Source organism: Melaminivora sp. (genome assembly GCF_032059615.1).
Classification (GTDB): Bacteria; Pseudomonadota; Gammaproteobacteria; order Burkholderiales; family Burkholderiaceae_C; genus Melaminivora.
This window is the reverse complement of the sequence record NZ_DAMCAM010000077.1, coordinates 1-12616: the sequence shown is the minus strand read 5'-3', so window position 1 is coordinate 12616 and position 12616 is coordinate 1. Positions and strand designations below refer to the sequence as shown.

Annotated in this window: 13 protein-coding genes; 7 read left to right on the top strand and 6 right to left on the bottom strand. The window is 68.4% G+C overall.

Annotated features, from left to right (window positions below; translation table 11 throughout):
• The 4 genes from RT051_RS13365 to RT051_RS13350 form a co-directional block, all read left to right on the top strand.
• On the top strand, positions 1–179 hold a 179-nt coding region (locus RT051_RS13365; RefSeq protein WP_313077446.1), incomplete at its 5' end, for a fumarate hydratase C-terminal domain-containing protein.
• A 159-nt stretch (positions 180–338) separates the two neighbouring features.
• Entirely contained in the window at positions 339–707 is a 369-nt protein-coding gene (locus tag RT051_RS13360; RefSeq protein ID WP_313077445.1) for an MliC family protein, read from the top strand.
• Positions 708–907: 200 nt separating this feature from the next.
• Positions 908–2407, top strand: a complete 1500-nt coding sequence (locus RT051_RS13355) for an FAD-dependent oxidoreductase (protein WP_313077443.1) — start codon at positions 908–910, stop codon at positions 2405–2407.
• 63 nt (positions 2408–2470) lie between these two features.
• Positions 2471–2938 (top strand): hypothetical protein, encoded by a 468-nt coding sequence (locus RT051_RS13350; protein WP_313077442.1) that lies wholly within the window; start codon positions 2471–2473, stop codon positions 2936–2938.
• A gap of 85 nt (positions 2939–3023) precedes the next feature.
• On the opposite strand, the gene ahpF is transcribed toward RT051_RS13350, so the two are convergent.
• Positions 3024–4592, bottom strand: coding sequence for an alkyl hydroperoxide reductase subunit F (ahpF, locus tag RT051_RS13345; RefSeq protein ID WP_313077441.1), 1569 nt, complete (start codon positions 4590–4592; stop codon positions 3024–3026).
• A gap of 113 nt (positions 4593–4705) precedes the next feature.
• Positions 4706–5269, bottom strand: a complete 564-nt coding sequence (gene ahpC / locus RT051_RS13340) for an alkyl hydroperoxide reductase subunit C (protein WP_313077440.1) — start codon at positions 5267–5269, stop codon at positions 4706–4708.
• 235 nt (positions 5270–5504) lie between these two features.
• On the opposite strand from ahpC, the gene bfr reads away from it, so the two are divergent.
• The 3 genes from bfr to flhC all read left to right on the top strand — a co-directional run bounded on the left by bfr (position 5505) and on the right by flhC (position 7150).
• Positions 5505–5981, top strand: a complete 477-nt coding sequence (gene bfr, locus RT051_RS13335; protein WP_313077439.1) for a bacterioferritin — start codon at positions 5505–5507, stop codon at positions 5979–5981.
• A gap of 250 nt (positions 5982–6231) precedes the next feature.
• Positions 6232–6561, top strand: coding sequence for a flagellar transcriptional regulator FlhD (gene flhD / locus RT051_RS13330; RefSeq protein ID WP_313077438.1), 330 nt, complete (start codon positions 6232–6234; stop codon positions 6559–6561).
• Positions 6562–6607: 46 nt separating this feature from the next.
• Complete coding sequence (gene flhC, locus RT051_RS13325) at positions 6608–7150, top strand: flagellar transcriptional regulator FlhC (protein ID WP_313077437.1); 543 nt, start codon at positions 6608–6610, stop codon at positions 7148–7150.
• Between the two features lie 89 nt (positions 7151–7239).
• On the opposite strand, the gene RT051_RS13320 is transcribed toward flhC, so the two are convergent.
• From RT051_RS13320 to RT051_RS13305, 4 genes are all read right to left on the bottom strand, one after another.
• On the bottom strand, positions 7240–9516 hold the full coding sequence (locus RT051_RS13320; protein WP_313077436.1) for a prolyl oligopeptidase family serine peptidase: 2277 nt from the start codon (positions 9514–9516) through the stop codon (positions 7240–7242).
• Between the two features lie 54 nt (positions 9517–9570).
• On the bottom strand, positions 9571–10632 hold the full coding sequence (locus RT051_RS13315) for an adenosine deaminase (RefSeq protein ID WP_313077435.1): 1062 nt from the start codon (positions 10630–10632) through the stop codon (positions 9571–9573).
• Positions 10633–10676: 44 nt separating this feature from the next.
• Positions 10677–11978, bottom strand: coding sequence for a DUF3422 domain-containing protein (locus tag RT051_RS13310; protein WP_313077434.1), 1302 nt, complete (start codon positions 11976–11978; stop codon positions 10677–10679).
• Between the two features lie 153 nt (positions 11979–12131).
• On the bottom strand, positions 12132–12616 hold a 485-nt coding region (locus RT051_RS13305), incomplete at its 5' end, for a BMP family ABC transporter substrate-binding protein (protein ID WP_313077432.1).

Genomic DNA, 12616 nt, shown 5'->3' with positions numbered 1-12616 from the left:
GCGTGGTGGGCTTCGAGGACCTGGGGATGGAGGCCATCTACGAGTTCGACGTGGTGGACATGCCGGTCACCGTGGCCGTGGACGCGGGCGGCACCAGCGCGCACATCACCGGACCCGCCGAATGGAAGCAGCGCATCGCCAGCGGCGAATTCAAGGGCATCGAGCTGGCCACGGCCTGACCGGCCGTCCTCTCCCTTCCAGTACCCCCGCGCGCGGGCTGGCGGTGAGCCAGGCATAGGGGCGCACAGCCATCCCGCCCCGCACCGGTGCTGCACCCTGGCGCGGGGCGAACCGACATGCCGGGCCGCCTCGTCCATGAACTCGTTGCCCCTTTGCCCATGAAGCTGCTTCTCACTTTCGCCGCCTCCCTCCTTTTGCTCGCGGGCTGCTCCAGGCCCGACCCGGAGCCGCCACCGGCCGCTGCGGTGCCTGCTTCCGCGCAGGCCGAACCGGCCGAGCCGGCCGCGCACACCTACCGCTGCGCCAGCGGCGAGACCCTCATCGCCACCTACAACGCCATGGAGTCGGTCACGCTGCAATACCAGGGAACAAGCCATCGCCTGCCCATCGCCCCCTCCGGCAGCGGCTCGCGTTACGCGGGCGACGGGCTGCAGTGGTGGATCAAGGGGCAGGCGGGCACGCTGTCCCGGCTGGCGGACGACGGCTCTGCCGGGCAGCCGCTGCAGGAGTGCCAGACCACGGACTGAAACTCCATAGTTTTCCGCATCTTTTAAGCCTTTAGCCCTTGTCCAACAAAGGCTTGCAGCTACACTTTAGATAGCAACAAGCCACCAGCCGGCACGCCTGCCGACGCCTGGGTGAACCCAGACTTGCGTGGCGCCTTCCTACAAGGCGCGGCGCAACGGTCCTCCATCATCGTTGGCCACCCCCCAGCAGGAGAGCGACGATGACCCTCAAGTCCCACGCCTCGACATACTGGAGCGCCACGGCCCAGGCACCTGGATTTCCGCAGCTTTCGGGCGACCTGAGCGTGGACATCGCGGTCATCGGGGGCGGCATCGTCGGCATCACCACCGCGCGGCTGCTCAAGGACAGCGGCCTGAAAGTCGCCGTGCTGGAAGCGCACCGCGTCGGCCAGCAGGTGACGGACAAGTCCACGGCCAAGGTCAGCTCGCAGCACAGCACGATCTACCACACGCTGCAATCGAAGTTCGGCGACAGCCAGGCGCGCCTCTACGGGGCGGCGCAGCAGGGGGCGATCCGCAGGATCGGCGAACTGGCCGCGCAGTACGGCATCGACTGCGACCTGCAGGAGCAGCCCTCCTACGTCTATACGCGCGAGGAAAAATCCATCGCCACGCTGGAGAAGGAATGCCGGGCGGCGCAGCAGCTCGGCCTGCCAGCCACCCTGGTGCGCGAGACCGACCTGCCCTGCAGCGTGCTGGCGGCGCTGCGCTTTGACGGCCAGGCGCAGTTCCATCCGATCAAGTACGTGGCGGGCCTGGCCCGCACGCTGCCGGGCGATGGCAGCCACGTCTTCGAGCACAGCCGCGTGCTGGACTGGGAGCCGACCCGCGTGGTCACCGCGCAGGGTACGGTCAGCGCGCGCCACGTCGTCATGGCCATGCACCTGCCGCTCGGGCACGTGGGCCTGTACTACGCCCAGGCTTTTGCCCAGGCCGAGCCGGTCATCGCCGCGCCCATCGCGCAGGTGCCCGCGGGCATGTACCTCAACGTCGAGTCGCCCAGCCATTCGCTGCGCACGCACCGCGCCCCGAACGGCAAGGTGTATGCGATTGCCGCCGGCAACAGCTTCAAGCCCGGGCACACCGACGACGAGCGCCAGGCCTTTGCCGATCTGGAACGCTGGCTGACGGAGCACTTCGAGGCCGGCCCGATCGAGTACCGCTGGGTGAACGAAGACTACGTGCCCATGGATGGGGCGCCCTTCATCGGCTGGTCGTCCTCACCCGAGGACGGCTACCTGGTCGCCACGGGCTTCAACGCCTGGGGCATCACCAACGGCACGGTGGCCGCCGCGGTGATCGCCGACCTGGTCGCCGGCCGCGAGAGCCCCTGGGCCGAGGCGTTTCCGGCCAGCCGCATCAAGCCCGTCGCCGGCGGCCCCAAGTTCGTGCAGGAAACGCTGGAGACGGCCGCCCACTTGGTTGGCGGCTACCTGGCGCACAGGCCGAAGTCGCTCGACGAGCTGGCGCCAGGGGACGCGGCCATCCTGCAGCTCGACGGCAAGCGCGTCGCGGATACCGCGACGAGCAGGGCGCCGTGCACGCCGTCTCGGCGGCGTGCACCCACATGGGCTGCATCCTGGGCTGGAACGGCGCGGACCGGACCTGGGACTGCCCTCTGCCACGGCTCGCGCTTCGACCTCTCGGGCGAGGTGCTGCACGGACCGGCGGTGCAGCCGCTGGAGCGCCACAGCCCTTGAATGGGGCACCGGCCCGAAGTGGCGTTTGCCCGGGGCAACTGCAGCCTTTCTTATGATGGCCCCATGGAGCCCGACACCCTGTCCCACCCCGCGCCCGCGCAGCATTTCGAGCGCGAGCACCACCTCCTCGACACGCAGCTGCACGCCCACCTGCTGGACGTGATCGAGGGCGACTTCACCGCCGCTCTGCAGCGCCTGGCCGCCTGGCGCACCGCGCTGGCACGGCACATCGAGATCGAGAACACGCTCTTGCTGCCCCATGTGCCCGAGGGCGCGCGCTGGGCCGCGCGGGTGTACCTGCTCGAACACGACCGCATCGCGTTGCTGGCCGACGAATACCTGGAGCGGGTGCGCGCCGCGGCGGCGCAGCCCGCCGCCCCGGGCCGGGCGCGCAATGCCGCCATCCTGGCGCTGGTGGACAGCGCCCACGCCCTGCGCCACGTGATCGAGCACCACCACGAGCGCGAACACGCCGCCCTGGCGCACGAGCTGCCGCAGGCGCTGCAGGAGGCGGCCTGGGGCGCCGCCTGAGAGGCGGCCCGCCGCCGCCACCCCGCCTGCAACGAAAAACGCCCGGCAGGCGACTGCCGGGCGCAGGGTTTCACCGCGCGGCCGTTCAGGCCGGCGCCGTGGTACGGATCAGGTGGTCGAAGGCCGAGAGCGCGGCCTTGGCGCCGTCGCCGGCGGCAATCACGATCTGCTTATACGGCACCGTGGTGCAGTCGCCGGCGGCGAACACACCCGGCACGCTGGTGCGGCCATGGGCGTCGACCACGATCTCGCCGAAGGGCGACAGCTCCAGCGTACCCTTGAGCCAGTCGGTGTTGGGCAGCAGGCCGATCTGCACGAAGATGCCCTCCAGCGGCAGCTCGCGCACCTCGCCGGTCTCGCGGTCCTTGTAGACGAGGCCGTTCACACGCTGGCCATCGCCCTTCACCTCCGTCGTCTGGGCGTTCACGATGATGTCCACGTTCGGCAGGCTCTTGAGCTTGCGCTGCAGCACCGCGTCGGCCTTGAGCTGGGGAGCGAACTCCAGCAGCGTGACGTGCGAGACGATGCCAGCCAGGTCGATGGCCGCCTCCACGCCCGAGTTGCCGCCACCGATCACCGCCACCGGCTTGCCCTTGAACAGCGGACCGTCGCAGCTCGGGCAGTAGGCCACGCCCCTGGTGCGGTACTGGTCCTCGCCGGGCACGTTCATGTTGCGCCAGCGCGCGCCGGTGGCCAGCACCACGGAGCGGCCGCGCAGCACGGCGCCGTTCTCCATCTCGACCTCGATCAGGCCGCCCTCGGCGCCGGCGGGGCGCAGCGCCCGGGCGCGCTGCACGTTCATCAGGTCCACCTCGTAGTCGCGCACGTGGTGCTCCAGCGCGGCGGCAAATTGCGGGCCCTCGGTCTTGCGGATCGAGATGTAGTTCTCGATGTCCAGCGTGTCGAGCACCTGGCCGCCAAAACGCTCGGCGGCGATGCCGGTGCGGATGCCCTTGCGTGCGGCGTAGATGGCCGCGGCCGCGCCGGCCGGCCCGCCACCGACGACCAGCACGTCGAACGGCTCCTTGTCGTTCATGCGGGCGGCGTCGCGCGCGGCCGCGCCCTTGTCGATCTTGCCCAGGATCTCGGCCAGTTCCATGCGCCCCTGCCCGAAGCGCTCGCCGTTGAGGAACACGGTGGGCACGCCCATGATCTCGCGGTCCTTGATCTCCTGCTGGAACACGGCGCCGTCGATGGCGGTGTGCGTGATGCCGGGGTTGAGCACGCTCATCAGGTTGAGCGCCTGCACTACGTCGGGGCAGTTGTGGCAGGACAGCGAGTAGTACGTCTCGAAGTGAAACTCGCCTTCGAGGTCCCTGATCTGCGCGAGCAGCTCGGGCGCCTCCTTGCTCGGGTGGCCGCCGACCTGCAGCAGCGCCAGCACCAGCGAGGTGAATTCATGGCCCAGGGGGACGCCCGCGAAGCGCACGCCGGTGTCCAGGCCGGGGTTGGTGATCAGGAAGGAGGGCTTGCGCACTGGCACATCGCCCGCCTCGACCACGGTGACCTTGTCCGACAGGGACGCGATCTGGCTCAGGAGTTCGCGCAGCTCGCGTGCGGTGGCGCTGTCGTCCAGCGTGGCCACCAGTTCCACGGGGCGCTGCAGGCGCTCCAGGTAGGCTTTCAGTTGGGCTTGCAAATTGGCGTCGAGCATGGGGGAACTCCTCTTGGTCTTGTGTTCGTTGGGCAAAAAAAAGCCCGGGCGCCAGGCACCCGGGCGTCTTTCAGACCCGCCCTGAGGCGAGCTGAGGCATGGCGCGGGGCGGCTTAGATCTTGCCAACCAGGTCCAGCGACGGGGCCAGGGTCTTCTCGCCCTCTTCCCACTTGGCCGGGCACACTTCGCCGGGGTGGTTGCGCACGTACTGAGCGGCCTTGACCTTGCGCAGCAGGTCGGCGGCGTTGCGGCCGATGCCTTCGGCGGTGATTTCCATGGCCTGGATCACGCCGTCCGGGTCCACGATGAAGGTGGCGCGATCCGCCAGGCCCTGGCCTTCGCGCAGGCAGTCGAAGTTCTGGCTGATCTGCCAGCTGGGGTCGCCCAGCATGGTGTACTTGATCTTGCGGATGGTGTCGGACGTGTCGTGCCAGGCCTTGTGCACGAAGTGCGTGTCGGTGGAGACGGAGTACACCTCCACGCCCATCTTTTGCAGCTCTTCGTAGTGGTCTGCCACGTCACCCAGCTCGGTGGGGCACACGAAGGTGAAGTCTGCAGGGTAGAAGAAGAACACGGCCCACTTGCCCAGGACGTCCTGTTCGGTCACTTCGATGAACTTGCCATCCTTGTAGGCTTGCGTCTTGAAGGGCTTGATGGTGGTGTTGAGCACGGACATGTTGTGTTTCCTCTCGGGTTGGTTGAAGAACTGAACGAGACTGAAGTCTAGGCCACGGGAGGCAATAAATCCAATGAATTGACGGCATCGTAATGATAGTTGTCAACTATGAAACCCGATCTTGTCGCGTGCACGACGGCCAATGTGGGCGCACGCAGGTCCCGCGGGGCCATTGTCTTGCCGGCAGCGGGCGCTATCGTGACAATGGCCCATCAAGCAACGAAGGAGAAACACCATGAATGGCGACCCCCAGGTCATCGCCCACCTGCAGGCCCAGCTGAAGAACGAGCTGACTGCCGTCAACCAGTACTTCCTGCATTACCGCATGCTCAAGCACTGGGGCCTGGTCAAGCTGGCCAAGCGCGAGTACGACGAGTCGATTGGCGAGATGAAGCATGCCGACCGGCTGATGGACCGCATCTTCATGCTCGACGGCCTGCCCAACCTGCAGGATCTGGGCAAGCTGCAAGTCGGCGAGGACGTGCAGGAAATCCTGGAGAGCGACCTGCGCTCCGAGCGCGGCGCGCAGGCCACCGTCAAGGAAGGCATCGCCTACTGCGAATCGGCACGCGACTACGTCTCGCGCCTGCTGCTGGAAGACATCCTGAAGGACACGGAAGAGCACATCGACTATCTGGAGACACAGCTCGGCCTGATCGAGAAGGTGGGCCTGCAGAACTACCTGCAATCGCAGATGGGCGACACGGACTGACACCGGCCGCCGTCCCCACCGCAGGAACGGGCCCGTAAGGGCCCGTTTTTCGTGGCCGGCACCCAAGACGGGACTGACCGGCATGTAAGGCAAATTCCTACAGGTCGGGCGCGCCGACCAGACAATCCGCAGCGCCGTACCCCGACTTAATTTCTTTTTGGCCTGGTTTCACAATCCATTTCAACGAATCGACGCAACACATGCAACTGCATGCAACGCCCGGATCGGCTTTCTGAAAAGGAACCAGACCATGACCTCCGACCAACTTCTCGCCGAGATCCGCGAAGCCAACCTCACCTACCTGATGCTGGCCCAGACCCTGATCCGCCAGGACAAGGCCGAGGCGGTCTTCCGCCTGGGCATCAACGAGGACGCAGCCGACATTCTGGCATCGCTGTCGGCCGCGCAAATCCTCAAACTGGCGTCTCGCAACACCCTTCTTTGCAGCTTCCGCGTCGATGACGACCTGGTGTGGAGCCTGCTGACCAACCACAACACGCCGCGCAAGACGGCCAGCGAGGCAGCCAACGCCATGCACGCCAACATCCTGATGGCCAGCCGCATGTCCGAAGTGCTGTAACGCCCGCACCGTCCCGCCCGTCCACCCGTCCCACCGAAAGCCCGCCATGTCCGCAGCCCCCGCCAAGAGTGTCCTGAACGAGTCCAAGCAGATCGAGCGCGCCGTCATGCTGATCGAGATGGGCGCCCGCATGCAGGTGCTGGAGTCGGAGACCACGCTGTCTTACGAGCGGCTGATCCGCCTGTACAAGGAAGTGGCGGGCAGGTCCCCCTCCAAGGGCCAGCTGCCTTTCTCCACCGACTGGTTCCTGACCTGGCAGGAGAACATCCACAGCTCGCTGTTCCTGAACATCCACGAGTACCTGGCCAAGGGCGTGGCGCTGGACACAGCGGAGCAGCTGACCAAGGCCTATCGCCTGTACAACGAGCAGGTGGCCGCCCTGGGCCTGGAGCCGCTGCTGTCCTTCACCCGCGCCTGGCGCCTGGTCAAGTTCGTCGAGGCCAAGATGCTCGACCGCACCCAATGCGCGCAGTGTGGAGGCCTGTTCGTCACCGAGCCCTATGAAAGCCGCCACTACGTCTGCGGCCTGTGCAACCCGCCGGCGCGCGCCGGCAAGAGCAAGAGCGCCGGTGCCCTGACGCTGCACTGACCCCCCGCAGATCGCCCGCGCGCACCGCGGGCGCCATGAAAAAGGGCTGCCCGCAGGCAGCCCTTTCGCCTTTTTACGCTCGGCCGCGCTCAGTAGGCCGTGCCCGTGTGAGTGAAGAGGAAGGTCAGTGCGTGTGCGGCCACGCGCGTGCGCTCACTCTCGATGCCGTGCCCCGACTTGGCGAATGAGTGCAACAGGTAGGGGCCCTTGCCGGTGGCCGTGTTCTGCAGCGTGGCGGCCAGCTTGTAGCTGTGGCCGGGCGAGACGCGCACATCGTTCTGGCCCGTCATGACGTAGATCGCCGGATAGTTGCGCGCCCGCACGTTGTGCAGGGGCGAGAACGTCATCAGGTGGGCGAACTCGGGCTCCACCCGCGGGTCACCATAGTCGCCCGTCCAGCTGAAGCCCCAGGTCAGGTCCACGTAGCGCGTCAGATCGTGCACGCCCACGTGCGGCAGGGCCACGGCCAGCAGCTCGGGGTTGCGCAGCGCCACGGCGGCGCTGGTGGTGCCACCGTTGGACCAGCCGCTCACCCCCAGGCGCGCCGCGCTGGTGTAGCGCTGCGCGGCCAGGTGGCGGGCCACGTCGGCCACGTCCTCATAGGTGCGCTGCTTGTTGAACAGGCGCCCCGCGTCGTACCAGGCCGTGCCCTGCTCGCCGCCACCGCGCACGTGCGCCACCACATAGACGCCGCCCGCCTCCAGCAGCGGGAGCATTTCATCGTCGAAATACGCCGGCATGGGCGTCAGGAAGCCGCCGTACACATTGATCAGCGCGGGGGCGCTTCCATCCATGGGCAGGCCCTTGCGGTGCGCCAGCGTGATGGGGATGGAAACCCCGTCGCTGCCCGGCACGAGCAGCTGGCGCACCTCGTAGCGCTGCGGGTCGTGCCCCGGGTACCGATAGCCGCCCAGGCGCACGACGGTGTCGCTGCTGGCCTGATAGGCAAACTTCTGGCCCGGCTGTACCAGCGTGGAGTGCATGTAGGTGATGTCATCCTGCTCGCCGTCGGCCTTGCCGCACTCCACATCCAGCACGGCCCCGCGCGACGGCAGGGCGATGTCACGCGGTGCCGAAGCGCCGTCGATGGCGTAGCGCACCAGCGCGTAGGCGCCCTCGGCCCACTGCGTGGCGTAGGCGTAGCGGCCGCACGCCTGCACCTCCAGCACCACATCGCCAGGCCGGGCGGGCAGCACATGGCGCCATTGCCCGCGCGCGGGCTGCTCGGGGTCGATCGACACCACCCGGTTGAAGGCGCTGGCATCGCTCGTCTGCACCAGCAGTCGCCCCGTGTCCTCTTCCTGCTGCAGGAGGCCAAAGCTGGTCCGGCCGGCGCCGTCCAGCACCGTGGCGATCTCGGCTGGCCGCTCCAGCCGCAGGCGCAGCAGGTCGCTGGCGTTGGTGTGCGCGGCCCGGTCGAAATACAGCCAGCCGCCGATGACCGGGCCCAGGCCCAGCATCTCTCCAGGCTGGCCCTCATACAGCGGCCGTGGCGCCGGCAAGGAATCGTCCAGCGTGACCTGCATGAGGTTCTGGCGGGCATAGCTGGAACGCCCAGGCTCCTGCACTCCCTGCACTTCGACGAACACGAGCGCATTGCCTTCCAGGAGGAAGCTGCCGCTTGCGGCATGGCTCAAGCGCACTAGCGGGCGGCCTGGCGTGCGCAGGTCGAACAAGTGCAGTTCGGTCAGGTCGGCATGGTTGCGCTGCAGGCGATAGACGAGAAAGCGCCCATCCTCGCTGACCCTGTGGTCCAGCAGCTGGATGACGTCATCGGCCGCCTCGCGTGCCACCTGTCCCACATCCAGCAGCACCTGCCCTGCCTGGCCCGCCGCCGTGGCGACGTATATGCGGTTGTCCACCGAGCCGGCCTGCTGCGCCGCCCGCCGGCCGTCGGGCCGGTGCTGCAGGCCCGAGCGCTGCACCTGTCCGTGGCTCCACTGGTAGTAGTACAGGCCCTGGCGCTGCTGGCCCACCTGTTGCACGCCATCCACGCGGCCCCCACCCGCAGCGCCGGTCTTGGCCTGCCCGGAGGTCTCGACCTGGGGCCTGCGCAGTTGTTCGAGGCGCTCGAGCACGCGCGCATACATGGGCTGACCCTCGACCAGGCTGGCGCTGAAGGCGTTCTGCGCCCGGACCCAGTCGATGGTGGCGGTGCTGCGGGTGTCCTCCAGCCAGCGGTACGGGTCCGCCACGCGCTGGCCGAAATGCGTGCTGGCCTCGTCGGTGGTCTTGGTGGCGGGATAGGCCGGCCGGGGCTCGGGCGCAGGCGCGGGCTCGCTCCCTCCGCCGCTGCCGCCGCCACAGGCGACGAGTAAGGTGGCAGCAAGCACGGGAAGGAGCACGGGGAGACGCAAAGACTTCATGGGGCGTACCCTTGGTTGGGAAAGGGGCGCTAGTTTGCGTGATAACACTCCCGGTTACACCCCATTTGGGGACGCATGTCGCTCAAAACACTCCCTCAGGCGCTCCTGCCAGGCCCTGCGCTCCGCCTCGGGCGCGAAGCTGGCGGCAAAGCTGTTGTGCGCCAGCTGCCAGGCGTCCTGCGCGTCCAGCTGCGGCACGGCGGCGAACACCTGGGTGAAGTTGTCGTTGAGGTAGCCACCAAAATACGCCGGGTCGTCCGAGTTGACCGTGGCGACCAGGCCGGCATCGAGCAGGCGCTTGAGGTTGTGCTGCGACAGCTGCGGGAACACGCGCAGCTTCTGGTTGGACAACGGGCACACGGTGAGTGCAATGCGCTCGGCCGCCAGCCGGCGCACCAGGGCCGGGTCGCGCAGCGCCTGCACGCCGTGGTCGATGCGCTCGACCTGCAACACGTCGAGCGCGCTCCAGATGTAGGCCGGCGGCCCCTCCTCCCCGGCGTGCGCCACCAGGCGCAGGCCGAGCTCGCGGCAGCGGGCGAACACGCGGGCAAACTTCTCGGGCGGGTGGCCGACCTCGCTGCTGTCCAGGCCCACGCCGATGAAGCGGCCCAGAAAGGGCATGGCCTGCTCCAGCGTGGCGAAGGCCTCGTCCTCGCTCAGGTGGCGCAGGAAGCACAGGATGAGCGACGCGGAGATGCCTAGCTCGGCGCGTGCGTCCTCGCAGGCGCGGTGCAGGCCGTTGATCACGGTCTGCATGGACACGCCCCGCGCAGTGTGCGTCTGCGGGTCGAAGAAGATTTCCGCGTGTGCTACGTTTTCCATAGCTGCGCACCCAAGATAGGCGCGGGCCATGTCGTAAAAATCCTGCTCATGCAGCAGCACGCTGGCGCCGGCGTAGTAGATGTCCAGAAAGCTCTGCAGGTCGGTGAAGGCGTAGGCGCGGCGCAGCGCCTCGACGTCGGCGTAGGGCAGCGCCACGCCGTTGCGCCGGGCGAGCGCAAAGATCATCTCCGGCTCCAGCGAGCCTTCGATGTGGATGTGCAGCTCGGCCTTGGGCATGGCCGCCAGCAGTGCCGGCAGGCGTTCGCGGGCGATGGGGGGAAACGTGTGCTGCATGGCGATCTCCTGGAAGGCCCGGGCCGGGTGCGAACGGCCCCGGTTCAGTGCGGGGACGAGGAAAACATGCGGTGGTGCAGCCGCCTGAGCGACCACCACACCGACAGTGCCACCACGGGGATGGCCAGCGCCGCCGTGGTCTCGGGCGCCAGCGGCCAGCCCAGGCCCTGCGCGCCACGGGCCAGGTAGCTGACCAGGCCGACGATGTAGTAGGTGATGGCCGCCACCGACAGCCCCTCCACCGTGGACTGCAGCTTGAGCTGCAGGCCCTGGCGCTGGTTCATGGCGGCCAGCAGCGCCTGGCTGCTTTGCTGCTGCTCGATCTCCACGCGCGTGCGCAGCAGGTTGCTCACCCGCGAGACGCGCTGCGACAGCGCGTCCTGCCGGCGCGCCGCCCACTCGCAGGTGGCGCGCGCGGGCGAGACACGCCGGTCCATGAATTCGCCCAGCGTCTGCAGACCGGCCACGCGCGACTCGGCAATGTCCTGGATGCGCTTGTCCAGCAGCTCGAAATAGGCGCGACTGGCGGAAAAGCGCGAATGCGTGGCGGCGTACTGGCTCTCGACCTTGCCGGCCAGGCGCGTCAGGCGGTCCAGCAGCGCCGGCTCATCGCTCGGGCCGGCGCTGCGGATGGCCTCGGCCAGCGCCGCCAGCTCCCCCTCGGCCTGGGCCAGCGCTTGGCCGGCCGAGCGCGCCGCCGGCAGGCCCAACAGCGCCGCCATGCGGTAGGTCTCGATCTCCAGCAGGCGCAGCACCAGCCGGCCCAGGCGGCGCGGCGTCAGGCTGCCGGCCAGCAGCAGCATGCGCGAGTAGCCGTCGGCGTGGATGCAGAAGTCGGTATAGACCTCGCCATAGCCGTCGGCCACGGTCGAGGCGATCAGGCTGTCCTCGCGCAGCACGTGGCGCACCAGGCTGCCGGTGTCCACCTCCTGCGCCGCCAGCACCCACAGGTGCAGCGCGCACAGGCTCTGCCCGGGCAGCCGCGCCAGCCAGGCATGCGGCACGGCCTCGATGGCGGCGGGCGGCTCGCGGCCGGCCTCGTGCCGTTCGGCGGGCCGGGTGAAGGTCCAGGTGACGAACTCGGTGTGCAGCTCCCAGCGCAGGCGAAACGCCCCCAGGTCGATGCGCAGGTGCGTGGTGTGCGCATCCGGCGGCGCCAGGTGATGGTCGCGCAGCAGCGCCGCGAGGTGGGCGCGGCTGGCCTCGCGCTGCGCTGCGTCGGTCCACATCACGATGTGCGTCAGCGCCAGGGGCGCACTGAGGGCCTCGGGCGGGCGGGCGTGGACTTCGTTGTGCAGCACGACCCGTTCGGGGTGCTGCGCAGGCAGGACGGTTGGCTGGGGCATGGGAGTGGGCGGGGCGCACAATGCCACCCCCACCCTTTTTGAAGGAAAACCGGGTTAAACCCGCGCCACGCCTCGATGTGGCGCTATGAATGTTGCCAGCCCGCACCGGCCCGCGCATGCAGCGGCGGGGCCTGCGCGGGCGTGGCGGCGGGCTTACTTGGCTCCGGGCACCTGGCCTTCCACGCCCTTGACGTAGAAGTTGATGCTGGTGAGGAACTTGTCGTCCGCGGCGGCTTCGCCCTCGAGCACGTTCTTGCCGGTGTTGTCGGCGATCGGGCCCTTCCAGATGACCAGGGTACCGTCCTTGAGGCCCTGCTTGGCGGCCTGGACCTTTTCCTTGAGTTCGGCCGGCACGTCCTCGGCGATCGAGACCAGGTCCACCGCGCCTTCCTTCACGCCCCACCAGGCCTGGCCGGTGGTCCAGGTGCCGTTCAGCACGTCGTTCACGGCCTTGGTGTAGTAGGGCACCCAGTTGATGACGGCCGAGCCCAGGTGGGCCTGCGGGCCGTAGCTGGTCATGTCCGAATCCCAGCCGAAGGCGCGCTTGCCCTTTTCCTGGGCGGTCTTCAGCACGGCGGGCGAGTCGGTGTTCTGGAACAGCACGTCGGCGCCGCCGTTGATCAGCGACGTGGCGGCCT